The organism is Chryseobacterium sp. Mn2064 (assembly GCF_049319685.1).
Lineage (GTDB): Bacteria > Bacteroidota > Bacteroidia > Flavobacteriales > Weeksellaceae > Chryseobacterium.
Genome location: NZ_JBMOUE010000003.1, coordinates 371956 through 398218, shown reverse-complemented (window position 1 = coordinate 398218; position 26263 = coordinate 371956). Strand labels below are relative to the sequence as shown.

Genomic DNA, 26263 nt, shown 5'->3' with positions numbered 1-26263 from the left:
ATCTGCGGATTTGTCAGAGAAATAAACTACTTTTAATCCTTAAAATTTTTTGAAAATGAAGTTGAAATGTTCAGTATTTTTTCTGCTCATCATGACCTGTTTCATGTATGGACAGAAAAAGCCTTTGGATCACTCTGTCTATGACAACTGGCAAAATATAGGAGCCAGAAAGATATCAAATGACGGAAAATGGGTTGCTTATTCTGTAGACCCTCAGGAAGGAAATTCTAACCTTTTTTTGTATTCAGTAAAAAATAAAACCTCAAAGCAGTTTGCAAGGGCAACAAAAGTGGATTTTACAAATGATTCCAGATTTGCTGTTTTTCAGATTCGTCCGTTGTATAAAGATATAAAAGCGGTAAAGGATAAAAAGCTTAAAAAGAATAAATTAACGAAAGACAGTCTTGCGATAGTCGATTTTTTGAGTGATACCACTGAGAAAATTCCTAATGTAAAAGGGTTCAAAGTACCTGAAAAAGCAGGTTCTTACGTTGCTTATCTTCTTGAAAATTTGACAGATAAATCTTCGGATGGAGCTTCAGATAAAGAAGATGGAGATGATAAGGATGAAGATAAAAATGCAAAACCATTACAGTTAGTCGTACGAAACCTTGTGAATGGAAAAAGTACAACCTACGATAATGTCATCCGTTATGAGTTCAGCAAAAACGGAAAGCAGCTTGTTTTTGTAACCAAGAAACCTGAAGAGAAACCCGCTAAGGATAAAAAAGAAAAGAAAGATTCTCTTGACCATAAACCTGCAGAAAAGAAAGATACAGATAAATCGAAGCCAAAGAAATACGAACTTCAGACGGTACAGGTTGTGGATCTTCAAAAAGGAACAGTGACCAAAATTTCCGAAATGGAAGGAGACTATTCTCAGCTTGCATTTGATGAAGAAGGAAGTCAACTGGCTTTTTTAGGAACTTCTTCTGCGCAGAATGATTTGGTGAAGCTATATCAACTGTATTATTCTAATTTTAAACTGAATAAAAAAGAAATCATTGCCAATGAAAATCCTCAGATGAAAAAAGGCTGGGTGATTTCTGAAAATCGATTACCAATCTTCAGTAAAAATGGAAAACAGTTATATTTTGGAGTGGCTCCAAGACCTGTTGCAAAAGATACAGCGATGATTGCAAATGATCATGCTGTCGTAGATATCTGGAATTATAGAGATGATTATCTACAGACCGTACAGTTAAAGGATTTAAAAAATGACTTGAAGAAATCCTATGCTGCAGTAATGCAAACAGAAAAACCTGATACCTTTAGAAATATTGACGGTATAGATTTGGATACTCTACGTTTAGTGAATCAAGGGAATGCCGATTTTGCTCTTGGTATTACAAGTTTAAATAACCGCATTGCTTCACAATGGGAAGGCTCCACAAAGAAAACGTATTTCCTTATTGATAATAAAACCGGTGAAAGAACAGAAATTATTAAAGATCTGGATGGGGCCGTTGCTGTATCGCCTCTTGGAAATTTTGTGGTGATCTTTGACAGAGAAAAAGGAAAATGGTCCAGCTATAATGTTAAAACAAAGCAAACCCTTTCTCTAACTAGTGGACTCCCGGTTTCTTTCGTAGATGAAGAGTTTGATATGCCGGATTACCCAACCCCTTATGGTATTGCATCATGGACAGATAATGATGAATCTGTGATTATCAAAGACCGTTATGACCTTTGGGAGTTTTTCCTCAATGGTTCGAAAAAGCCAAGAAATATTACGAATGGATTTGGACGTAAAAATAAAATAACATTTGATACTTACGATTTAGATAAGGATATCAAAAGTTTAAACAGAAAATCGACCATCTATTTATCTGCATTTGACAATACATCCAAAGCAAATGGAATTTTCAAAACTTCTATTCAGTCGAATACTGACCCTGTGAAAATTCAAATGGAAAATGTTTGGGGATATCGCAGCCTTCAAAAAGCAAAAAATGCTGAGGAATATACTTTAATAAAAGAATCATATACAGATTCTCCTAATATTTTTATAACATCAGATTTCACAGAGCAGAAAAAACTGAGTAACACCAATCAGCAACAGAGCCTTTATAATTGGGGTACCGATGAATTGGTGCATTGGACGACACCAAAAGGAAACACATCTACAGGAATTTTATATAAGCCGGAAAATTTCGATCCGAATAAAAAATATCCTATGATTGTCTATTTCTATGAAAAGCTTTCGGATAATCTGAACCGTTATGTAGCACCGGCTCCAACGCCTTCAAGATTAAATATTTCTTATTTTGTAAGTAACGGATATCTGGTTTTCACTCCTGATATTTCTTACGTAGATGGTCTTCCTGGAGAATCTGCAATAGAATATATCAATTCCGGAGTTGAGAAATTAAAAGAAAACCAATGGGTAGATGGTGCTAAAATTGGAATTCAGGGTCAGAGCTGGGGTGGTTATCAGGTGGCCTATCTTATTGCTCATACCAATATGTACGCAGCAGCATGGAGTGGTGCTCCCGTAGTAAACATGACTTCTGCATATGGAGGAATACGATGGACTTCAGGGATGAACAGACAGTTCCAATATGAAAAATCACAAAGTAGATTGGGGAAAACATTATGGGAAGCGCCTGATCTTTATATTAAAAATTCACCGCTTTTTGCCATTAATCAGGTGAAAACCCCGGTAGTTATTATGAGTAATGATAAAGATGGAGCAGTTCCATGGTATCAGGGAATCGAAATGTTTACTGCATTACGCCGTCTTGGAAAACCAGTATGGCTTCTAAATTATAACGGTGACGATCATAACCTTATGAAACGCCAGAACCGAAAGGATATTCAAATTCGTGAACAGCAATTCTTCGATTATTACCTTAAAGGGGCCAAAGCTCCGGTTTGGATGACTAAAGGAGTTCCTGCCACCCAAAAAGGAAAAGATTGGGGATTTGAGCTGACAGATGATAAACCTAATTAAAAAACTCGGCGGAGCCAAAGGCTCCGCCGAGTTTTTTAATATACCGAGCAACATACCCAAGTAAAACTGACACAATGGCATTTTTTTATGATGAGGCTATTGATCACTTTTATTATATTTACCGCCAATTATAAATAACAGTATGGGAATCTTTGATTTTTTTAAGAAGAAAAATAACACACCAGAAAATGCAGCTGTTCCGGTTCAGGAATATACAAGACCGGAGGAGACAATTGTAGAAGAAATAGTAGAAGAGTTTGTAGATGAAACGCCAGAGGTGCCATCACAGTCTGTTGAAGAACCAAAGATCAACGAGGAGTTCGAAAAAATAAAGACTTATAATGATTATATTGTGTACTCTATTGCGCTTCAGCTAAGAGGTGAATATACTCCTCTTTCCGCTTTTGAAAAAGAAAACGGGGAAGTAGAAGGTTTTGTTTATATGGTAACAGAAGATGCATATGCACTTTCGCCACAGGAAGCCGTAGGAAAAATGGAAGAAAAATTTGAAAGCGAGCTTCAGGAAGGAAAGATCAAATCTTATATGATTCTGTATCACTCTCAATTTGATAATAATGGAAACCATACTCCTGCTGCTCAGGAAGGCGAGTTCAAAGCAATTTCTCTTGTTTACCATTTTAGAGGAGAAGATAAAGCAAAAACAGCATTGTCTTATATTTTCGAAAACCAAAATATAACTTATAAAGGTTTTGCAGAATTCTCTCATGAAGAAAATAACGAAATCATGAATCATCAACTGATTGATGGTAAAAATTATTTTACTAATACAGAGGGGATTGCAGCTCCAGAAATGACTAACGAGGCGGGAATTATCATAAGAAAATCAAACATTCATAATCTTGTGAATACCTGGAGCGGAATTTTTGGTCATCAGAATTTTCAGACTAAAGATTACGGTCAGTATCTTACCAATGTTTTAATGCAGTCTACGGTTTCTGATCCTTTAGGAGAAAGCAAAAGTAAAACTGAATTTGAAGATGTAAGATTTAAAACCATCATCACCGATGAGCTAAGTACCATCATTCCGGAAGTGAAAACTGACTATACGTTAGATTTCGAAACAAGATCAATCAGAGAATGGGAAAATGCATTGAATTTACAGGCAATTGTTGCCGGTCCGGCCAGAGATACTTTTGGTGTTTGGTTCTTTGCTACAGATTATGCAGAAAATAGAAATAAATATTTAACGCAGACTCATTTTAATATCAATATCAGTGGAATTGTCTTCATTCTTGATGTTCATGAAAGTTTTGATTTACCAGACGGAACTAAAATAAGCGAAGATTTTACCACTTATGCACCAAGTAATGAGGTTCCGAACTATGCTTGTTTTGATTTTATCGCTCAGCTTGTTGATTTTAAAGAAACCGAATTGCTGGAAGATGGAAGCGTTAAGGGGTATATCCTGAAATTGAAACTGATCACTCATGAAGAAAGAGAAGATTACTTCACCGTTGATGCTTTTGTGAATAAAGAAAACATAAGATTTGAAACCCTTACAAAGGGGATGAAGGTTGCCGGAGCATTACAGCTTCAGGGCAAAATGGCTGAATAATTTTTAAAAAATATAAAAACTCAAGAGGTTGTTCTAAGGAATGACCTCTTTTTTATTTTCTGATGATAATAAGTAAGAGAATTAGGTAAACACAAAGAAATAATGAATTCTAATTTTTTATTTGCCTTAAGAAATATCGGTGTTTTTAAAACAAAAAAGGCAATCCTGAGACTACCTTTTTTATATTTTTTGAAAAATTATTTGTTTTTCATTTCTTCTTTGATCTTACCTTCTAACTCTTCAGAAAGATCTGGATTATCTTTTAAAACATCTTTTACAGCGTCACGTCCCTGACCAAGTTTAGTCTCTTCGTAGCTGAACCAAGAACCGCTTTTCTTCACAATTCCCATATCTACTGCTGTGTCAAGAATTTCTCCAACTTTGGAAACGCCTTCCCCATACATGATATCGAATTCTGCCTGTTTGAAAGGAGGAGCTACTTTGTTTTTCACAATCTTCACTTTCACACGGCTACCAATAGCTTCGTCACCCTGTTTAATAGGTGCACTTGCTTTTCTGATATCAATTCTTACAGAAGCATAAAATTTAAGAGCGTTACCTCCGGTAGTTGTTTCAGGGTTTCCGAACATTACACCGATTTTTTCTCTCAACTGGTTGATGAAGATCACCGTACATTTTGTTCTTGAAATCGTAGCTGTAAGTTTTCTTAACGCCTGAGACATTAATCTCGCATGAAGACCCATTTTAGAATCTCCCATTTCACCTTCAATCTCTGCTTTTGGCGTCAATGCAGCCACAGAGTCAATGACTACGATATCGATAGCTCCTGAACGGATAAGGTTATCAGCGATTTCTAAAGCTTGCTCACCGTTATCAGGCTGAGAAATAATAAGGTTTTCAAGATCGATTCCTAATTTTGCAGCATAAGTTCTGTCGAAAGCGTGCTCTGCATCAATGAATGCAGCAATACCACCCGCTTTTTGAGCTTCCGCAATAGCGTGAAGTGTTAATGTCGTTTTACCTGAAGATTCAGGGCCATATATTTCAATGATTCTTCCTTTTGGATATCCGCCTACTCCTAAGGCAATATCCAATCCTAAAGATCCGGAAGGAATTACTTCTATTGTATTGTCTACGGCATCATCTCCCAAAGTCATTACAGTTCCTTTTCCGTAGGTTTTATCTAATTTGTCAAGCACTAATGCGAGTGCTTTTTTCTTATCATCAATGTTACTCATCTCTATTAAAATAATTTCTCAAAAATACATAATTTAAATATCAAAAGCTAATATTATTTATCCGGGAAACAGGTTTTTAGAGTTAAAAAATAATAAAATTATAAGAGTGATGTTATTCATAACGAAGAAGATGCAGAATGTGGTAGCATGAAATATCTAAAAAATAAATTTAAGAGAAGAAAGAAGTAGTATACCTTTTAAACAGAAGGTTAAAAGCTGGTTTTGGAGAAAAATTTTCTAGTATTTGTAAGCTATTGATAAGCCCAACCCTCGTTTTTGCACCATCCAATATAAAAAAATGCTTATCTTAAAACATTCTTTTTTTAAGATCACCATATGAACAGAAAATTAAAATTATTCCTGATTAAATCTTTCGCTATATTGGCGATTATTCACCTTGCTTATTTTATTTACGGATATATTAAGTTGAAAAGCCTTCACGAAATTGATATTTATACAGAATTCTACAGGTTCAAATTTTATGATGATGTTTCCATTTCTCATTTTTTTATAACCGGTCTTTTTTTGTTTTTCTTTCTTATTTTTTTCCTTAGAAATCATGTTCAAAAAAGAAATGAACGATCAAAAACTTTGGGGATAGGGGTTGCTCTTTTACTGGTATCTTTTTTTTCTTTGACGTTTTTTATCAGTTATAGTTTTGGGTTTAATGCAAAGTTGAGAACTCTACTACCTGAAAAAGATCTTAATAAAGATAAGACACTACTTAATGTCTTACAGCCTTTTTTATATAATTATACTTCCTACAGTTCGGAGAAATTGTTTAATCCCGAAAATGTTTTATATCCCAAACCTTATCCTGTAATTGAACAAAGAGATACATTATTTTATGATCCTACCAATAAAGAATATTATTCAATAGATTATACTTATTACAGTATTGATACGTTAAAAATGCTGAGTGCCAATCATGAAAAATTGAATGGCAAAGCGAAACTTGTACTTGATTTTCTTGGTTTTGATTTCAAAGAGCTGGAAAAAAGAATTATTTCTAAAAAGGAGGTAGGGGATAGTACTGAAATTATATTTAAAGGGATGGAAGTGCAACCTGAATACGATGACAAGATGTGTATTTTTCTTGAAAATAAACTTTTGTTTTCACCGTTGCATAAAGTTCCTGAGCCTAAACAGCAATATCAAAATGCAGTTAAAAGATATGATTTGCTTTACAAATATAGCCAGGATTCACTCCTTAATTCGTTTAAGAATCTGAATGCTCTTCTCAAAAAATATAATATAGAAACACAGATTGTTCCCAAAGATTTAACTAAAGATGTCTTCTATTACAGGGACCATTCAAGGGAACCTCTCAATGAAATTCGTAATACTTACGAAAGAGACGATCTCAAAGATAAGTTTGAAACTCTTGACCGCCTGTTCTACAAACCCAATTATCTACATCCTTCCATCAGAGAAATTTTCTTCGGTGTTGTTATTGGGGTCTGGTTGGGTCTATTTTTATTATATCTGATCTGGAATTTCAGAAAGAGAAAGCCTTCTGCAGATCATTTTGATGGAAATCAACCCGTGTAGTTTTCTGTTTACTTGAAAAGCGGCATTTAATGGAAATTTGAATTTTTTGTAATATTCAGATAGTCTTCCAGAACCTTCATCTGATCTTTATTTCCTCTTTTTATTCTTGTTTTGCGACTTACAAGTGTGTCGTAAATTTTATTGAAAATAATTTTTGAATGGGGAAAAAGTTTTTTGTTGGGAACTTCAGGAATCTGTAATCTTTTACAAACATCATCATCCAGCAAAAACCAGGTGCAGCAGATGTGAAGATACCTTAAGTTTTTTCTTTGAAATTCAAATTTGAGGATAGGATTCTCAAGAGATTCATCCAACAGAGAATGTGCAAGAAGAATAGAATCTTTATCTGAAGGAGGTTGCATGGAAGTCCATAAATAGAAATACTCTGTGGCCTGTTTTTTATCGTCAGGAAGAAGTTGTTCCGGAATTCCCAGAAGATAGCCTACGTATTTCCAAAGATGAAAAATTCCCTTTTCTTCTTCTATTGAGAATGTATTTCCTAATTTTTTCAGACTGTGAAGAAAAACAAGACTGAATCCAATATAAGTGGCCATCATATCCCAAGAATTGATAGGCTCACCCCAGTTTTCTGTATCCCAGTTTGTATAGTGTTTTTTTATGGAGAGCCTGGCGTAAGAATGAATCATTCTGGTTTTTATGGCAAATTCATAGCCTTTTGCGTGAAGCTCCAAAGCATTGTATCGTGTTGCATTCACCCAAAAATCCAATGTTTCTGAAAGACGTTTTACCGCCCCTTTTTTCAATGCTTCTGTAACGATAAGGGGTTTGTTGAGGTAGGCATAATCATATCCGCCAATCAGGCAATAGTCTCTCAGTGAGATTAAAGAATCGAGATTGCTTCTCATGCAAAGCTCAGCGCCGCTCGTCAGTAAATTATAATCCAGCCATTCAGGAACTTTTTGAGTTTGATTGAACAGTTTTCTTACACTTTCAGGAACTGTATCTGTTTCCGAAATTCCATTTTTGATGTATTGTTCAATTTCTCTGGAGGCTTCATGAAATTTTTTAGTAAAATAAACCTCTCTTACAACCTGATCGCCGATTTCATCCACATGATAAAAGAAAGGTGCAAATTTTTCAAAGTCTTTGAAACTGACTTCAGCACCGGAAAACTCAATAAGTTGTTTTCCATTACCTTTTTCCCAAAAATCTTTAAAGTGGGGAGCGTCTTTAAACCGGGGCTGTATCATTTTTCATTCCTTTACCTATAAAAGTACAAGTTTTGCGCCGAAATCCATGGATGAGATTTGTCAGTCTGTATAGCTATGTTTTTTTTGAGATAATTGATTTTTTAGTTTTAAAAATTATCCTTTTGTGGTATTTTAAAACAATAAGAAAATGTTATAAATTTATATAAAGCTATCAACCAAGAAAACGTCATTCTTAACTGAATGCTTTTGTATTTCTAATAACCATAAAAACAATAATCATGAAAGCAATAATACCAGGGTTGCTTCTGTTTTGGATATCTGTTGTTTTTGGACAGGAATCGAAAACAGATACGATTTATAATTCTGAACGAATTGTTAATTCTACTTTTGATACTTTGAACTATCCGATTAAGAAATATCATCAGTTACTCTCAATGCATGATCCTATTTTATACTTAGGAGTTGCTCCTTATTTTGCTAATACGAAAGAGAGGCTGTCACCTTTAGAAGATAAAGAAGGTAAGAATGGATATTGGCTGGAAGGGAATATGAATTTCCGATTTGCATTTTATAAAGGAGCTTATTATAGTCCAAAATGGATTCAGAGGTTACGGGTTACATTTGATGCAGGATTTATAGTACGCATGACACAAGACTCGTCCAGTCCTTTGTTACCTACTAATAATGAATTTGGAATAGGGGCTGATTACTTTTTGAGTAAATTTGATTTTTCAGGACAAAAGTGGCATTCTTGGTTCACTTTTCAGGCTCATCATTATTCAAATGGGCAATCAGACAATCCTTTTCGAGATGCGTCTAATCTGCGTAATAATTATAAAAATGGAGATTTCAGTACAAATTATTTAAGAGGAATAGTCTATTTTGCCAAGCCAATATGGACGTATGGAATAGCTTCAGCAGGATTAGGATATCAAAGGGATATGACATTTTTTAATCCACTGACAATTACTGAAGAGATGAAACATGGCAGTTACGGGCAGAATAGATTGCTGTTAAACCTTCAACTATTAAGAAGATCTACTTTTGTGATCACCGAAAATTCTGATATAAAACCTAAGTTCACTACGATTAATAAAAGACAAAAATTTGCTTTTAGATCCGAGATGTCCTATATTATAGATGGTGATTTAAGACCTTTAGCTCCCACAAATAAAAAATATAGATTTGCGGCGCATAACTATATTATATGGTACCCTTGGGAAAAAGCAGATATTGGTTTTATTATCAAACATTACTATGGTAGAGATTACCTTAATATTAGATATGATGATGTTATCCATGGTATTCAAGCGGGAATAACAATAGATGTTAATAAAAAAAACTAAATTGGTTGCATCAGAATCAATATTTGTAAAACAAAAAACCTTCCCATCGGGAAGGTTTTTTTATGTTTTGCTAATTTCTTATTATAAAGAAGCAGCGTGTACAAGCATATCAACTAACTTGTTAGAATAGCCCATTTCGTTGTCATACCAAGAAACAAGTTTCACGAAGTTAGGAGAAAGCATAATACCAGCATCTTTGTCGAAGATAGAAGTTCTCTTATCTCCTACGAAGTCCTGAGATACTACAGCCTCTTCAGTGTATCCTAAAATACCTTTCAACTCACCTTCAGAAGCAGCTTTGATTACTGAACAGATTTCTTCATAAGAAGCAGCCTTTTCAATTCTTACTGTTAAATCTACTACAGAAACGTCAACAGTTGGTACTCTGAAAGACATACCTGTTAATTTTCCGTTTAATGAAGGGATTACTTTTCCTACTGCTTTAGCAGCACCTGTAGAAGAAGGGATGATGTTGTTTAGAGCAGCTCTACCACCTCTCCAGTCTTTCATTGAAGGACCGTCAACAGTTTTCTGAGTAGCTGTTGTAGCGTGTACAGTTGTCATTAAACCTTCTACGATTCCGAAGTTATCGTGGATTACTTTAGCTAAAGGAGCTAAACAGTTTGTAGTACAAGAAGCGTTTGATAAGATTTTGATATCATCAGTAAGTTCTTTGTGGTTTACACCCATTACGAACATTGGAGTATCATCTTTAGAAGGAGCAGAAAGGATTACTTTCTTAGCACCTGCAGTAATGTGTTTTGCAGCACTTTCTTTATCTAAGAATAACCCAGTAGATTCTACTACGTAATCTGCACCAATTTCATTCCACTTTAGGTTGCTCGGGTCTTTTTCAGCAGTTACTCTGATTTTTTTCCCATTTACAACAAGATCATTTCCTTCTACAGAAACTTCGCCTGGGAAAATACCGTGTACAGAGTCATATTTTAACATGTAAGCCATGTATTCTGCATTGATTAGGTCATTGATTCCTACAACTTCAATGTTGTCTCTTTCAGTCATTGCTCTGAAAACAAGACGTCCAATTCTACCAAAACCGTTGATACCTACTTTAATTGTTGACATAATAGTTTGTTTTTATTAGATTATAAAAATAATTAGATTGCTAAAATTTCTGAAATCAGTAAAAGATCTTTATTGATTTCGTTATGTTTTTTAATGGCTTCTTCAATAGGGGTGTATGTCAGATCGTTGGAACGCATACCTGCCATTACATTGGTTTGTCCTTCCATTAATCCGGTTACAGCACCATAGCCTAGTCTGCTTGCCAAAACTCGGTCTGCACAGCTTGGAGAACCTCCTCTCTGCATGTGTCCCAAAATAGCTACACGAATGTCATAATCCGGGAATGTCTGTTTTGTTTTTTCTGCAAGGTCATAAACGTTGGCTAATTTTTCACCTTCGGCTACGACTACAATACTGGATGACTTTCCTGTTTTTTCAGCATTTCTGAATTTTACGAAAAGCTCATCAACACTGTCCTTCTTTTCAGGAATCAAAATATCCAAAGCTCCGGCAGCCAATCCGCTGTTTAAAGCAATAAAACCTGCATCACGACCCATTACCTCCACAAAGAAAACTCTGTTGTGAGAAGTTGCCGTGTCACGAATTTTATCAATAGCATCCATTGCCGTATTTAGGGCCGTGTCATAACCTATCGTATTATCTGTTCCGAAAATATCATTATCGATCGTTCCAGGGATACCGATTACTCTAATTCCAAATTCTTCGCTGAAAATTTTGGCACCCGTGAAAGTTCCATCTCCACCAATACATACCAAACCATCTATTCCAAGCTTTACGCAATTATCGTAAGCTTTCTGACGGCCTTCTTTGGTTCTGAACTCAGCGGATCTGGCAGATTTTAGAATCGTTCCACCTTGGTTGATTATATTTTTTACGGAACGTGCTCCCATTTTCAGGAAATCATTGTTGATAAGGCCATTGTAACCTTCTCTCACTCCGTAACATTCGATATCATAGTAATTGGCGGTTCTTACTACCGCTCTTAATGCCGCATTCATACCCGGAGAGTCACCTCCTGAAGTAAGAACTGCAATTTTTTTTACAGCACTCTCTTTCATCAAGTAAAAAATTTCGAACACAAACTTACAAAAACAAGTTCAGATTATCGTAGTAACTTTCCAATAGTTTTGAATATAAATGATCAAAAGCTTCTGAAGTTTGTAAGTTTAAAAATGTACCGCGCAGTTTTCGTCTCAGGAGAAGCTACGTCAAGATCATACCACGGCGAAATATTTTTATCAAAAGGATTGGATAACAAATGGATCGATTGAGCAGGAGTAAACCCTTCACCCAATAAAAATAATTTTTTCCCTTCCTTATTCTGGCAGACACCGGCAATGAAAACCACATGCCCAGGACTCCCCGGAGTAATGAGAATGTCACCTGTTTTTAGATTTGAATTTCTGGTGACTGGCTTGGTTTCTTTATTCAAAGAAATGGTTCCTGCATAGTTGAAGATCAGGTCAAGATAATTCCTGAAATTTTTATAAGAATTATCAAGCTCTGCTGCTTTTCTAAAGTTTACAGAATTTCCATTGACAAAAGCTCGTGTTCCATTTTTATAGTCATTCCAGGTAAGAAGATCGCCGCTTGTAAAATGGAATTTAATCTCATCATATTTTTTTGCCTTATATAGATATTCAGCTCTTAACCGAATGACAGCATCAGCACATTGTTGTAAATCTTTACTGCCGGTATCAATATCAAACACCGCTTCATGAAGATGCTGTGTGGAGATAGGATTTCCATCATATTTTAAGATCTGACTTCCGTAAGGCTTCAGTGTGAAATTTTCGATAAAATACCCAAAAGAACCTGTTTTTTCTTCTATCCATTGATAGTTTTGGGGAGGAGAAAACCGTCCTTTGATGGTGTTTTTATCTTTAATGATGTGTACAGAACTTTCTGAACTTAATTCATTCGTGTCTTTGGCGTTAAGATGGGGACGCATTTTATCATGAGTACATCCCACTAGAAAAGTGGCGGCTGCCAATCCTGAAATAATTTTTTTCATATTGCATTTGATTCAATGACAAATATGAGAATTTTTGTAAAAAGTATTGAGCGTATTACCTATAATAATGTGTTTATATTTTTTCATCAGGAATCAACAGTTTTCCCCAGTCATTAAGTTGCCAGAGAATTTTAACCAATTCTTTGCCAAGTTCTGTAAGAGTATACTCAACACGGGGAGGAAGTTCATGAAAAGATTGTTTGGTCAGAATTCCATCTTGTACCATTTCAGTAAGCTGTTGATTAAGCACTCTTCGGTCTACTTTTGCAATACCGCGCAAAAATTCACTTGGACGCTTTTTTCCTTCATTGATCTGCCATACAATAGGAATTTTCCACTTTCCACTAATGGTATTGACTGCAACTTCTAGCGGGCAAATTTTATTTTCTTCAGCTTTTTCCTTTGTTTCCATAAAATTGACTTTTTTATCCCTATGGGTGAACAATATGCGGTATTGTTTTTGTCCGCCCACTTTCAGACTTTTGTAAAGATAATCATTAAAATACTATGACCGAAAAGCGAAAAGGAGCCCGCTCTATCAAAGATATTCCATCAGATATTCTTGAACAGCTGAACAGAGGAGAAATAGAAACTGCCAATCTTACAGAATGGTTGGCTGTAGATCAAAAGCTTTTGTTGGAAAATTTGCTTCAACAAAATAACCGCATGGAATATTTACAAGAAATTTTAAACCATGTAAATCTGTTGAAAAAGCAAACTGTGAATACCATCAACGAGGCTATTGGTTTAGGATTACTGAAATTAGCCACTTATAATCGGGATGAAGAGTTTTTGTCTCAAATTTCTTCACATCAGGCAGATCTTGTACGGTGCTGGGCAGCCTACACTGTGGGAAGAAATAATAATTTTGATTTCCGAGAAAAATTAAATAAAATACAACATTTCGCTTCCGATTCTCACTTTGGAGTAAGAGAAATCTGTTGGATGGCAGTACGTCCCGATATTTCAAAAAATCTTACCGAAAGTATCACTTTTTTATCACAATGGACCAGTCATGAAAATGAATATATAAGACGTTTTGCCAGTGAATCTACCCGACCAAGAGGAGTTTGGTGCGAACATATTAATGAATTGAAACAAAATCCCGGATTAGGGCTTGAAATTTTAGAACCACTACAATCAGATTCATCAAGATATGTGCAAGACAGTGTAGGAAACTGGTTAAATGACGCCAGTAAATCACAACCGGAATTTGTTGTAGAAATCTGCGACGAATGGTTAAAAGATAGTCCTACAAAAGAAACGCAGTATATCGTTAAAAAAGCTTTACGAACCCTTCGTAAATAAAAGTTATCCACAATATGAGTTTTTTAATGATTTTTATTATGGTATTCTTTTGATAATAAAATAGTTGTATCAGTTCCTTTGATAGGGCAGAAGTAGAAGATTTTTATCTTACTGTATTCATGAAAAAGTTATCCACAATATGGAAATGTAAATTAATTCTCTTTCTATCTGTCATCCATTTAATAAGTTATGAAAAGTCTTTGATAAAAGGATATACAAAGAGTAATCAACTTGATGATGTTGAAAAAGTTATCCACAAAGTCATATTTTTATAATTTTCTGAACTCAAAAACGTTTGATAATTCAATTCTCATCTCAAAGAAAATACCAGTTTCTTTTTTCTTCAATTTTTGAATATTCATTTTCTGCTTCTTCGGAAAAGTATAAAACCATCATTTCTAATGTTAACTATTTGTTAACTCGAAAAAGTTATCCACAATATGGAATTGTATATTATTTTTGATTGTATCTACCATCTTATTAGTTGTTTATGAATATCTGATTAAAAAAGGTTTCAGAGAAATGAGTAGATTGATTTGATCATAAAAGTTATCCACAAAGTCATGTTTGGATAAAATAATCTTTTAAGGTGTTCATTGTCAGCCTCTAATGTTTTTCTGTCAGATATTTCCAATATCTTTTCGGAACATGCTGAAGATGTAGTTTCATATTCTTTCGTTCTACAATATTGGTTTTTGTAAAATACCGCTGCCAAAGGGTCTGGTAATTTTTTTCTTCATCATGAAATTTCTGCTGATATTGGTTGAGGTTGAGTTTTTCTTCAGGGTAAAAGAAATCACAGGTTTCCAGATCGTAAAAAATTCCATAGTTTCTGCGAAGGTCATAAATCATCCATTTCTGATCTTGGTATCGGTCTTTGAAATGTTTCCTTATCAAGGGAAGAACATTGAAATCCGGATCTATTTTGGCGAAGAAAACGTCATCCTGCATCTTTTCAAAGCGGACAAAAGCAGTCATTCTGTGTCTTTCTCTATCTACCGATTTGCAGATTTTTGAAATTTTTAAAATATCAGAATCAGCAAAATTTTGGAGAATATTTTCTCCAGGATACTTAATAGATTGGCGAACAGCAGAAAGTAGTAAATTTTCCATATCGGAATCTTCAGAGAGAAAAACTTTCAATAACTGATGAACGCCCTGTTTTCCTATAGTTTGCTCAAGTTTATTTAAAACTCGGTCCGATTTCTCAGACTGTGTAATGGTTTCATGAATCTCGGCGAAAATATTCTCCTGATGAAAGTGTTCCCGGCTGGAAATTTCCACATCCAGATAACGATATTCGAAAACTTCAAATATTGCAGTAAAAAGACCGTCAAAACTTCCATCATAGAGTAGGGTTGTCATAATAAGTTTGAAAATTTAGTTGTGCTGCTTGTCGTTCGTGTGATTTGTGTTTAAAACAATGTTAGTTGCTGGGAAAACTGATTGTGAAACTTGGAAGAACTTCCTCCCACGAGCAATTTTCTGAAGTTTTTATCCGTCAGATATTTCAGATAAGCATTTCCTGCATTGAAATCTATAAAATATTTTGCCCGGTTGACTGCGGCACCGAGTTTTTTCAAATGATCCATTGTTAACATCTGAAAACGTCTTGCACTTACAATTTTCTGTGCGGTTTTTACTCCAATTCCCGGAATTCTTAAAATAGTCTGATAATCCGCAGTTTGAAGGTTTACAGGAAATTCATGCAGGTTTCGAAGTGCCCAGCTTAATTTCGGATCAATTTCCAGGTCAAGAAAAGGAACATTAGGATCTAAAATTTCTTCTGCTTTAAAACCATAAAATCTCATCAGCCAATCTGATTGATACAGACGATTCTCACGCAGCATAGGAACCTCTGTTGTTAAAGAAGGAAGCCTTTTGTCTTCCAATACAGGAACATAACCGGAATAATACACCCTTTTCAGGTTGAAATTTTTATAAAAATGATCCGCCACTTTGATGATCTGTAAATCATTTTCATTGGTTGCTCCCACAATCATTTGTGTAGATTGTCCCGCAGGAGCAAACTTGGGAACTTTCTTCAGAATTTTTTTTTCATCTTTATACTGGATAATTCCTTTCTGAATATATCGCATCGGGCTGATCATATCCTGTCTGTTCTTTTCCGGAGCTAATAATTTCAGTCCACTTTCTGTAGGAATTTCCAGATTTACCGATAATCGGTCTGCATATAAGGCCGCTTCCTGCATCAGGTCATCGCTGGCGCCAGGAATTGATTTAAGATGAATATATCCATTAAAATTTTCCTCAAGACGAAGTTTTTTGGCCACTCTTACAAGGCGCTCCATCGTAGTATCCGCATTTTTGAAAATTCCTGAGCTGAGAAATAAACCTTCAATATAATTTCTCCGATAAAAGCTGATGGTAAGATCCACCACTTCTTCTACCGTAAAAGCTGCCCTTTTAATATCATTTGAACTTCTGGAAACACAGTAAGCGCAATCATAGATACAATGATTGGTCAGGAGAATTTTAAGAAGAGATACACACCTTCCATCTTCTGTATAGGTATGGCAAATCCCACTTGCAGAACTGTCTCCTAAAGCCCCTTTTTTATTCTTTCTTGTTCCTCCGCTGGAAGAGCAGGAAACATCATATTTTGCTGCATCCGCAAGGATTTCGAGTTTTTCTTTCAGGCGTTCAAAATTCATATGGATAGAATATTTGATACTTTTTGTATCGGATTATATTTTTATAATGTTCAAATTTAGTTCCAAAATTGATAAATGTCAACCTTTTTTCATAGAAGTTATCAACAAAAAAGAGTCTCAAAATCATTATATTTACGGCTCATTAAAGTTTATATCATGAATCATAAACCAATCGAAGGTTTTTCCAAGCTGCCAAAGCAGGGGAAAATCGAATGGCTCGTAAACGAATACCTTGAGGGAAACCAGGAATATCAAAATATATTAAAACAATATTGGAATGAAGATGCTGATCTTCAGAAACTTCATGATGAGTTTTCCGAGAACACGATCTCCAATTTTTATATGCCTTACGGAATTGCACCCAACTTTTTGATTGACGGAAAACTGTTGGCGCTTCCTATGGCAGTGGAAGAAAGTTCAGTAGTGGCTGCGGCTTCCAAAGCTGCTAAATTCTGGATCGACAAAGGCGGTTTCAAAACCACAATTATCAACACCGAAAAATTGGGACACACTCACTTTATTTTTAATGTAGAACCTCACAAATTATTACATTTCTTTAATTTCAGTTTGAAGAAAAAATTATTTGAAGCTACAGAAGATATCACATCCAACATGAGAAAGCGCGGCGGTGGTATTCTCAATATCAGCCTGGTAGATAAAACTGCAGAAATGCCGAACTATTACCAGTTGAAAGCAAGCTTTGATACTGTAGACTCAATGGGAGCCAATTTTATCAATTCATGTCTTGAACAGTTTGGAAAAACCTTGAAGCAGGAAGTGGCTATCAGCGAAGATTTCACGCAGGAAGAAAAGAATTCACTACAGATTGTGATGAATATTCTTTCCAACTTTACACCGGATTGTATCGTAAGAGCTGAGGTTTCCTGTAAAATGGAAGATTTAAAAGATGACAGCGGAATTTCTCCTGAAGAATTTGCTTCTAAATTCAAACAGGCCGTTACCATTGCTGAAATTGAGCCTTACCGTGCTACAACTCACAATAAAGGAGTGATGAACGGAGTAGATGCGGTAGTGATTGCTACAGGAAATGACTTCAGAGCAACAGAAGCATGCGCTCATGCCTATGCAGCGAGAGACGGACAATACCGATCTCTGACCCATTGTACAACAGATAATGGCGTTTTCAGATTCTGGATTGATCTTCCTATTTCTGTGGGAGTTGTAGGAGGTTTAACCAACCTTCACCCGCTGGTAAAATTCTCACTGGCTCTTCTAGGAAAACCTTCCGCTCAGGAATTGATGAGTATTCTTGCTGTTTCTGGTCTTGCACAAAATTTTGGAGCATTGCGCTCGTTGGTAACAACAGGAATTCAGAAAGGACATATGAAAATGCACTTACTGAATATTCTGAACCAATTGGGAGCTACAGAAGAAGAAAAGCAACATTTTGTGACGTACTTCAAAGATAAGACGGTAAGCCATCACGAGGTGATCAATGAATTTAACAGAATGCGAGAAAACTAATGTTACAGATCATTTTGCCTATCATATTTCTTCTTTTCGGATTCTTTTTAAAGAAAACGAATCATGAAGGATTCAGAAGCTCCAAGAGATTTGCCAATATGTTTATCATACTTGGTATTTCTACATTGGTAGCCAAATTTATCCTGATGTACCTAAAGTCAAAATAGTGAAAAAGAGTATTGTATTTTTCTTATTGATTTCCGGATTAAGTTTTTCGCAGCAGAAAGATTTAAAAATACAAGATTTGCAGCCAAAATCTGAAAACTTCGTGTTTCCTGTGATTTCTTATGTTGCAAATCCTTCCGTGGCCAATAAGATCAATACATTTCTTCAGGTAAACGAACTGGAATATATTCCGAATTCAGGTGGAAATCCTTTTAAACTGGCTTCTACCGCTACCAATTCTTATTCCAACTATGTGTATTTCTATGATTGGGAGAAATTAGAGACTCCTAAAAATATTGTAAGCATAAGCATCAATGGAGAAGCTTCAGGAGCATACCCGGAAGAGTTTGCAGACTGGAAAAATTTCGATCTGAGAACAGGAAATTACATCAATGCTGTCGATTTATTTCAGCCAGAGAGTATCAAAACGGTTAATACTTTAATTCAAAATAGAGTTAAAAAAAGAATCAACGATTTTCTTGTAAAATTAAAGTCTGAAAAAAATCCATCAGAAGAAGTTCAGGATCAGATTGCGCTCTATGAAGATTGCTTTTTGGATCATACCTTGAACGGAATCAGATATTTTTTTGGAAAAGATAAACTCACTTTTGTAGCTGGCAGATGCTCTAATCATGCAATGCGAGCGTTGGACGATTTGGGAAGTCATGAGCTTGAATTTACCTATAAAGAGTTGGGGAAATATTGGAGCTCTTATGCAAAAAATCTGATTTCCGGTTCTGAGAAAGTTGATAGAACTGGCCCTGGAAATAAACTGTTCAAAGGAAAGATTGACGGGAAATATCCTATCACGGTTTTGTTTAACGAAATCCATGAGGACGATTCCTTTTCTGCCACATATTGGTATGATAAGAATAAGAAAATGATCAACTGGAGAGGCGAATTTGTTCATGATCATTTTTCGATTACAGAAGATGATTATCACAGTGAAGAGCTTAAAGAATGGGTGCCAAGAGCTTTAATAGAAGCAGACTTGAAAGGAAATAAAATTATCGGAAAGTGGCAGGATTATAAAACAAAAAAATATTTAACCCTAGAATTAGAAGTGTTATAACATGAAAACAATTACTTTAGTTTTTGGAGCGGTTTACGGAATGATATCAGTTATTCTTGGTGCATTCGGAGCTCATGCTTTAAAGAAAATATTAGCGGTGGAAAGACTGGAAAGTTTTGAAACAGGCGTAAGATATCAGATGTATGCAGCTTTTTTCCTGCTGATCATCGGGTATATCTTAAAATTTGAAACTTCTGCAGAAAAATGGACTTCCATTTTAATGATTGCAGGAACATTTTTATTCTCAGTAAGCATTTACTTGTTGAGTATGCAGGATTATATGGGAATGAATCTTAAATTTTTAGGTCCCATTACTCCGCTTGGAGGTCTGATGATGATTCTAAGCTGGGGAATGCTTATTTTTTATTTTGCTAAAAATAAAATCTAACAATACAAAGCCTTCAATTCTGCTCAGTATAATTCATCAAATTGAGTTTATGAACTGCTGAGCAGAATTCAGGCAAGGTAAAAAGCCCTTTGCCTTATATTTCTGACACGAGAAGTCCGTAAGTTATTCGGGAATATTCATTTTTTCGTTCGCAAAGGCTATTGCACTCAGAAACAGATAAATCAATCTATTGAGTGCCATCTTATTACATCAATGACAAATGATGATCGTAATTTTAAAATTAAATTAGAATGAAAATCAACAGAAGAAGACGTTTAATACGTACATTCAATCTTTTGGATCAACCGATAAGATTCAATCCTTTTGTATTCAGCCGTACTTTTTTTATGTGGGCCATTACCGGTTTGATAGGGGGTAGCATTGCGGGTGGATATTGGATCGTTTTGGAACATTTTACTGAATTTTTAACTCGTTTTCAGGGTTGGCAGGTGATTCCTACTATGGCCATATGTGGTTTGCTGGCAGGATTAGTGATTCACTTTATCGGAGATCCGGGAGAAATTCACTTGATTGTTAATAATATCAGATTCAATAAAGGAAAACTTGATCCGAAGAATAATCCTTCCATGATATTGTCTTCTTTATTTTGTGTAGCTTCGGGTGGAAGTCTTGGACCAGAGGCACCTTTGGTACAGGTCACAGGCTCTACAGGAACCTGGTTGGGGAAAATTTTCAGACTGAAAGGAGAAGAGCTGAGGTCTTTGAGTATTGCGGGGATGGCATCCGGTTTCACAGCACTATTTGGAGCTCCGTTGGGAGGAAGTCTTTTTTCTTTGGAAATTCTTCATCATAAACACGCTGTGGAATATTACAAGGCTATTATACCCGCTTTGGTAGCCAGTTGTTTCAGTTACCTTATGTTTGCTTTGATCATTCATTTGGGGATTGGAGCAACCTGGGATCTGAAAGCCTATCATTATACAGGAGTTTATGATTTTGCTTACGCAACCGCTTTTGGAATAGTGGGAACCTTATTTGGATGGATCTTTATTTTCGTTGTTAAGTTTTTTAAAAAAGTTTTTGAATACAGAAATTTTCCAATCTACATCAAAACATTGGCAGGTGGAATTATTCTGGGAATAATTGCCTATAATTTTCCTATTACAAGATATTTCGGACACAACGAAATCAATCAGCTGATCGGTGGAAACTTTGGATTGAATTTTCTGATTCTTGTTCTGATTTTTAAAATTCTGGCCATTGCGGTTACCGTAACTTCCGGATGGAGAGGAGGATTTATCATTCCGTTGTTTTTTGTGGGGACAACACTGGGATTAATTATTCATAATATTTTCCCAAATGTAGATACTACTTTGGCTATTGTGAGCTGCATGGCGGCCATTAATGCCTGTGTGACAAGAACGCCTATGAGCACAACAATTATTTTGGGAACCCTTACAGGATTTACCTATTTCGTTCCTATACTTTTTGCGAGTTTAACAGGATATTTCCTGGCTCCGAAAATTCCGTTCATCGGATCTCAGTCAGAAAAATTGGAAGAAGAATAATCTTTAATACAATAAATTCAGAGAAATTAAAACACTCAGAATACATAAAAAAGTTCAGGGAATTCCTGAACTTTTTCATTTTATAGGGAGAAGCTTTCTTTCATCCACTTAAGTTTATTAAAGCTTTTCAGAAATTTTGTCTGAAGAGAAATAAACTTTTCCTGGGCATCAATCATTTTATTTTCTCTCGAATTGATGAGGAAAAGAGAACTTTCACCATTGGTATATCGAATTTCTTCCGCAGTGAGTAATTTCTGATAATTCACAAGATTATTTTTGGAAAGATTGATTTGAGCATGATAATTCACAAGCTCATTTTTATAGGTTTCAATCTTGGTATGAAGTTCTCTTTTTTTAACCTGAGTATCAAGCTGATTCTGCTCTATTTTGATTTTGGCCATTTGATAATTTGCTCTGGCTTCTCTCTGAAATACAGGGATTTCAAGCTTTAAACCATATTGGAAATTACTATCAAAAAGCGGAAGATAATCAGCCTTATAATTTTCTTTATTGAAAAAATTATAGGTAAAATCAAGTTTGGGAAGAAAGCTCTGCCATTTGAGCCTCCGTTCACTTTCCAATATATGATGTTTCTGATCATAGTAAAGAACCGACCAATGGGTGTCTATTTTTTTGGTATCCATTTCCTGAAGGAGAAATTCAAAATCTGAATAAGCTGTATGATCCGAAAGTTGATTCGCAGGATAAATAAGCTTTGCCATTTCATAAATTTCCTGGTTGTCTTTCCATAAAAATAGCTGAAGTTTCTGTGTATTTCTGATAAAATTGAGATAAGCTTCTTTCTGTTGGATTTCAAAACTTTGTAACTGTGATCCGGCTTCTACAGTGTCTATAGCAGGTCTTTCTCCATATTCAAAGGTTTTTTGAGTAAGAGAAAATCTTTTTTTGTTAATGTTTACTGCTTTAGATTGCAGAAGATAAATCTCAAAGCTTTGCACCCATTCCCAGTAGGTGTTTTCTGCTTCAAGAAGGAGTTCATTCGTCAAAACAGTTTGCTCCGCTTCAGTCATTTTTATAGCAAATTTTGCCTGATCTAATATAGCTCTTCGTTTATCATACAAAAGGTTTTTAGCTAAAGGCACTGTAATTCCCATACTATACAGCCCGCCTTTGGTATCACTGGAATTTAATTTTTCACCTTCCAGATGTTGATATCCCGCAGTAAGATCTATTCCATACCAGGTAGGAATACCAAGTTCCAGATTTTTCTGTCTGTAATATTGGGTTCCGTCAATATTTTTTTCACCAAGCTTTCCTCCCAGGACAGGATCAAAACCACCTCTGGCTTTGGTGACTTCAGTTTGTGCCATTTTATTCTGCAACTGGTATTTCAGGGCAAGCGGATGATAATTCTTTACCACGGCTATAAATTCCTGTGCTGAAAGGGTGAGAGAATCCTGAGCTTTACTATATTGGAAAGAAAGAAGGATCAATATCAAAAAAAACTTATTTTGTTTTCTCATATTTACCGGCTTGATCATTTTTTACTTCATAATAATCTGGTGGAAATCCATTGATATTTCTCCATAGTTCATACCAGATCGGCACATCATTCAGAATGGCTATTCCCTGTACTCCTGTTCCCATCTTAATTTTTGGAGGCCATCTTTTTTCATCTTTATCTTCAATAACGAGAGCCTTGAAAAGTCCGTTTGCACTGATGTTGCTTTCCACAGCGACTACTTTCCCAGCAAATGTTCCGTAGCTGGAGTTGGGCCAACCAGAGAATACAATCGCAGGAAAACCATCGAAAATACACATCACACGTTGTTTTTCCTTAATAAGGGGAAGATCTACAGGCTTTACATAAATTTCCACGGCATAATCTACAGCGGTGGGAACAATTGTTCCGATATTTTCTCCATCTTTCAACACTTCTCCAATTCCTGTTTTGTTGAGCTGTACAACCTGTCCGTCCTGAGAAGCAAGGATGAAATATAAACCCTGTCTTGCTTTATAATTAGCCACCTGATTTTCTAATTTGGCAATATCACCTTCACTGCCTTCAATCTGCCCCAAATTCTGAAATCTTTCTCCTTCTATCTTACTGAGCTTTTCAGTATAATCCTGAATGACAGAATTTTGCTCAATACCAGTATTGATAATTTCTTGACGGGTTTGGGCTGCTTTATTTTCGGAAGCCGTTTTTTTCGCAATGGCATTTTGGAAGGAAATACTTCTCTGCTGAAACTGAGTAAGAGAAACCAATCCTTCATCATACATTTTTTTCTGACGGGTAAATTGGTCTTCAGAAAGTTTGAGCTCATTGGAAACCGCTTCCAGTTCAGCTTCTTCACCGGTTAGTTTATTATTGAGCTGGCTTATTTTTATTTTCAGTTGATTAAGTTTCAGGTCTCTGGCCGACTGTAATGCCTGAAGTTGGCTTTTCACGGTTCCTACTTTGGCTTCATAAAAATCACGGACCCCTTTTTTTGCATTCACCTGCTCTTGGGTTCTCTGTACCAAAAGTGGATCCAGATAATCTTCTTTGATTTCGGAAAGTTGTAAAAGGGTGTCACCTTTCTTTACATAATCGCCGTTTTTTACATACCATTTGATGATTTTCCCCGGAATAGGAGAGTGGAGCTGTTGTGGACGCTGTTCCTGATAAAGAGAGGTTACATTACCTTTTACCTTGATGTTCTGGGTCCAGGGAAGAAATAAGGTGATCATTCCTCCAATGAAAATAAAGAGAAACCATCTTTTCACCCTTGATTTTTTATGAATATGATATATTTTGTCAAATGACTGTAATTCCATGTTACTGATTTTTATGAGATGTTCTTAAGGTACCGCCTTCCAGATGAATGTGCTGATCTGCATATTGCAGCAGTTCTGCATCCTGTGATACGATAATGAGGGTTGTTTTTTCTTTGATCTTCAGAAGGTACTGCATCATTTTATCCTGATATTCTTCCCGGATTCCTGCAAAAGGATTTTCCAGAATAATGAGTCTTTTCTCTCCTAAAAGTGCACGGAGAAGCAATATTTTCTTTTTTGAACTGAAAGTGATTTCCGGATCGGTTTCACTGACTTCGGTAAAGAATCCACTGCTGAATGTGCTGGAAATATTTTCTATTCCAATATTCTCAGAAAGTTCAAGAATATCTTCCGTGTGGCATTGGCTGTTTCCCAGTACAATATTTTCTTTTACCGTTCCCTGAATGATCTTCATATTTTCAAGATAAAGACCCACATGGTTTCTCAGCTGTTGTTTTTTAATATTTTTTAATGGAATTTTATCAAATAAAATGGTTCCCGAGCTGGGTTCAAAAAATCCTGTGATCATGTTGAGGAGAAGTGTTTTTCCTGCTCCCAGCTTACCTGTTAATACATTGAGTGAATTTTCCTGAATTTTAAAATTCAGATCAGAAAGGATGGGATTGTGATCATTGAATGAGAAACTTACATTTTTAAATTCGATCTCTGTTCCTTTTTCTTTTTGGGATACAATAATTTCTCCGTTTTGTTCTTCTTTAAGTTCTGTGATTTTTGAAAGTTTTGCAAAAGATGCAATAAGGTCATAATAGCTTTCAAGGCTTACAATCAATTTTTCTACCGCAGACATAATGCTCAGGACAACAATTTCTGTGGCAATAAAAGCGCCGATATTCAGCTTTTGATTGATCAGAAGATAGGTTCCAATGGCAAGCATGGCAAGTGTAATGATGACTTTAAAGGCAATAATTGTTTTATATTGAAAAACGAGCACCTTGAAGTGTGATGTTCTATGTTTAAGATATTCTACAACACGTTCATCGGTTCCTCTTAAATGAGCATTGTTTTCGGAATGCATTTTAAATGTTTTTACCGATCCTGCGATATCTTCAATCCATGCGGCTGTATCATATTTTTTATTACTTTCTTCAATACTGGATTTGATTCCGCTTTCCATGGTATATCTGAAAATAATAACGACAGAAATAACGACCAGGGCTCCAAATGCGAGAAACCAGGGGTGATAAAAAGAGAGTAAAAGAATTCCAAAAAAAATCTGAATAAGAGCCGTGGGAATTTCCAGTAAAATCTTTGAAATTCCTTTTTGTAAATTCTGAATATCAAAAAAACGGTTAACCAGTTCCGGGAGGTAATATTTTCTAGTGTAGGAGAGATCTACCTTGGGAATTTTGTCTGCAATAGCAATGGAAAACTCTACAAATATTTTCTGTTGAATTTTTTCAATAATCTGGATGACCTTCAATCTGAAATATCCTGCAAGCCATGTTACGATAACCACAAAGAAGATCAGAAGATAAATAGAGGTCGTCATGGTAGCTCCCATCACAAAACTGACGATAGACTGTATTCCCAAAGGGACACTTAACAGAACCAATCCGTTCAGAACGGCATAAAAATAAATATTAGTGACGTCTTTTTTTTCTTTTGTAATGTATCGGATCAGTCTTTTGCCCTGTTCATTTGCTGTTATTTCCATTTTTCTTATTTACTGAAGTTTCCTGTTTATCCGTTTCAGATTTTCTTCTCAATACCGCAATGGTTATTGGAAAAGATAGACTGAATGTTTCTCCCTTTTAGAGTTTGTACGATAAGATGATGAGGTTTTGTTTTTTGAAAAAGAAATGATGGTTAAAATGATCAGTATTCTTTCTGGGTGTTATAAAGAAGGTCTTTTCCGATAGTAAATTTCCTCTGAAAATCTATGTAATATATCTCTATTATTTCGGGGCTTCAAAGATAAAGTATGAAATTTGTTAATGTTCTTATCTACATTAGAATGAGATTAAAATGTCATTAGAATATG

The 26263-nt window shown here is 35.4% G+C and carries 21 protein-coding genes; 10 read left to right on the top strand and 11 right to left on the bottom strand.

The window, feature by feature from the left end; all coding sequences use genetic code 11:
- Positions 1-55 precede the first annotated feature (55 nt).
- On the top strand, positions 56-2953 hold the full coding sequence (locus ACL9RH_RS14300; RefSeq protein WP_422694042.1) for a prolyl oligopeptidase family serine peptidase: 2898 nt from the start codon (positions 56-58) through the stop codon (positions 2951-2953).
- Between the two features lie 142 nt (positions 2954-3095).
- On the top strand, positions 3096-4529 hold the full coding sequence (locus ACL9RH_RS14295) for a hypothetical protein (protein WP_422694041.1): 1434 nt from the start codon (positions 3096-3098) through the stop codon (positions 4527-4529).
- 197 nt (positions 4530-4726) lie between these two features.
- Here the strand turns inward: ACL9RH_RS14295 and recA are convergent, their stop codons facing one another.
- Entirely contained in the window at positions 4727-5728 is a 1002-nt protein-coding gene (recA, locus tag ACL9RH_RS14290) for a recombinase RecA (protein WP_422694040.1), read from the bottom strand.
- A gap of 675 nt (positions 5729-6403) precedes the next feature.
- On the opposite strand from recA, the gene ACL9RH_RS14285 reads away from it, so the two are divergent.
- Positions 6404-7279 (top strand): hypothetical protein, encoded by an 876-nt coding sequence (locus tag ACL9RH_RS14285; RefSeq protein ID WP_422694039.1) that lies wholly within the window; start codon positions 6404-6406, stop codon positions 7277-7279.
- A gap of 26 nt (positions 7280-7305) precedes the next feature.
- Here the strand turns inward: ACL9RH_RS14285 and ACL9RH_RS14280 are convergent, their stop codons facing one another.
- Positions 7306-8490: an oxygenase MpaB family protein gene (locus ACL9RH_RS14280; protein WP_422694038.1), complete on the bottom strand. Its 1185-nt coding sequence runs from the start codon at positions 8488-8490 to the stop codon at positions 7306-7308.
- A 239-nt stretch (positions 8491-8729) separates the two neighbouring features.
- Here ACL9RH_RS14280 and ACL9RH_RS14275 point away from each other — a divergent pair, with 239 nt between their 5' ends.
- The gene (locus tag ACL9RH_RS14275) at positions 8730-9797 is read left to right on the top strand and encodes a hypothetical protein (RefSeq protein WP_422694037.1); all 1068 of its coding nucleotides are present in this window, start codon (positions 8730-8732) and stop codon (positions 9795-9797) included.
- Between the two features lie 81 nt (positions 9798-9878).
- Here the strand turns inward: ACL9RH_RS14275 and gap are convergent, their stop codons facing one another.
- From gap to ACL9RH_RS14255, 4 genes are all read right to left on the bottom strand, one after another.
- Entirely contained in the window at positions 9879-10883 is a 1005-nt protein-coding gene (gene gap, locus ACL9RH_RS14270) for a type I glyceraldehyde-3-phosphate dehydrogenase (RefSeq protein ID WP_047096698.1), read from the bottom strand.
- 32 nt (positions 10884-10915) lie between these two features.
- On the bottom strand, positions 10916-11902 hold the full coding sequence (pfkA, locus tag ACL9RH_RS14265; RefSeq protein WP_422694036.1) for a 6-phosphofructokinase: 987 nt from the start codon (positions 11900-11902) through the stop codon (positions 10916-10918).
- An 83-nt stretch (positions 11903-11985) separates the two neighbouring features.
- On the bottom strand, positions 11986-12858 hold the full coding sequence (locus ACL9RH_RS14260) for a DUF4846 domain-containing protein (protein ID WP_422694035.1): 873 nt from the start codon (positions 12856-12858) through the stop codon (positions 11986-11988).
- Positions 12859-12931: 73 nt separating this feature from the next.
- Positions 12932-13270: a winged helix-turn-helix transcriptional regulator gene (locus ACL9RH_RS14255; protein WP_422694034.1), complete on the bottom strand. Its 339-nt coding sequence runs from the start codon at positions 13268-13270 to the stop codon at positions 12932-12934.
- Between the two features lie 95 nt (positions 13271-13365).
- On the opposite strand from ACL9RH_RS14255, the gene ACL9RH_RS14250 reads away from it, so the two are divergent.
- Positions 13366-14166 carry a DNA alkylation repair protein gene (locus ACL9RH_RS14250; protein WP_422694033.1) on the top strand — a complete coding sequence of 267 codons (801 nt, stop codon included), beginning with the start codon at positions 13366-13368 and terminating at the stop codon, positions 14164-14166.
- A gap of 606 nt (positions 14167-14772) precedes the next feature.
- On the opposite strand, the gene ACL9RH_RS14245 is transcribed toward ACL9RH_RS14250, so the two are convergent.
- The gene (locus ACL9RH_RS14245) at positions 14773-15531 is read right to left on the bottom strand and encodes a TIGR03915 family putative DNA repair protein (protein ID WP_422694032.1); all 759 of its coding nucleotides are present in this window, start codon (positions 15529-15531) and stop codon (positions 14773-14775) included.
- A 50-nt stretch (positions 15532-15581) separates the two neighbouring features.
- On the bottom strand, positions 15582-16841 hold the full coding sequence (locus tag ACL9RH_RS14240) for a putative DNA modification/repair radical SAM protein (protein ID WP_422694031.1): 1260 nt from the start codon (positions 16839-16841) through the stop codon (positions 15582-15584).
- Between the two features lie 156 nt (positions 16842-16997).
- Here ACL9RH_RS14240 and ACL9RH_RS14235 point away from each other — a divergent pair, with 156 nt between their 5' ends.
- From ACL9RH_RS14235 to ACL9RH_RS14215, 5 genes are all read left to right on the top strand, one after another.
- Complete coding sequence (locus ACL9RH_RS14235) at positions 16998-18326, top strand: hydroxymethylglutaryl-CoA reductase, degradative (protein WP_422694030.1); 1329 nt, start codon at positions 16998-17000, stop codon at positions 18324-18326.
- On the top strand, positions 18326-18493 hold the full coding sequence (locus ACL9RH_RS14230) for a hypothetical protein (protein WP_165602522.1): 168 nt from the start codon (positions 18326-18328) through the stop codon (positions 18491-18493). The genes ACL9RH_RS14235 and ACL9RH_RS14230 overlap by 1 nt, the downstream gene beginning before the upstream one ends.
- Positions 18493-19563: a hypothetical protein gene (locus tag ACL9RH_RS14225; protein ID WP_422694029.1), complete on the top strand. Its 1071-nt coding sequence runs from the start codon at positions 18493-18495 to the stop codon at positions 19561-19563. The genes ACL9RH_RS14230 and ACL9RH_RS14225 overlap by 1 nt, the downstream gene beginning before the upstream one ends.
- Before the next feature lies 1 nt (position 19564).
- Positions 19565-19951, top strand: coding sequence for a DUF423 domain-containing protein (locus ACL9RH_RS14220; protein ID WP_422694028.1), 387 nt, complete (start codon positions 19565-19567; stop codon positions 19949-19951).
- Between the two features lie 251 nt (positions 19952-20202).
- Positions 20203-21480, top strand: a complete 1278-nt coding sequence (locus ACL9RH_RS14215) for a chloride channel protein (protein ID WP_422694027.1) — start codon at positions 20203-20205, stop codon at positions 21478-21480.
- An 80-nt stretch (positions 21481-21560) separates the two neighbouring features.
- Here the strand turns inward: ACL9RH_RS14215 and ACL9RH_RS14210 are convergent, their stop codons facing one another.
- Genes ACL9RH_RS14210 through ACL9RH_RS14200 form a run of 3 tightly spaced genes read right to left on the bottom strand, consistent with a single transcriptional unit; the run spans position 21561 to position 25936 of the window.
- Entirely contained in the window at positions 21561-22964 is a 1404-nt protein-coding gene (locus ACL9RH_RS14210) for a TolC family protein (RefSeq protein ID WP_422694026.1), read from the bottom strand.
- Positions 22948-24261 carry an HlyD family secretion protein gene (locus ACL9RH_RS14205; protein ID WP_422694025.1) on the bottom strand — a complete coding sequence of 438 codons (1314 nt, stop codon included), beginning with the start codon at positions 24259-24261 and terminating at the stop codon, positions 22948-22950. Before ACL9RH_RS14205 ends, ACL9RH_RS14210 begins: the two co-directional genes overlap by 17 nt.
- A gap of 1 nt (position 24262) precedes the next feature.
- Entirely contained in the window at positions 24263-25936 is a 1674-nt protein-coding gene (locus tag ACL9RH_RS14200; protein WP_422694024.1) for a peptidase domain-containing ABC transporter, read from the bottom strand.
- Positions 25937-26263: the final 327 nt, after the last annotated feature.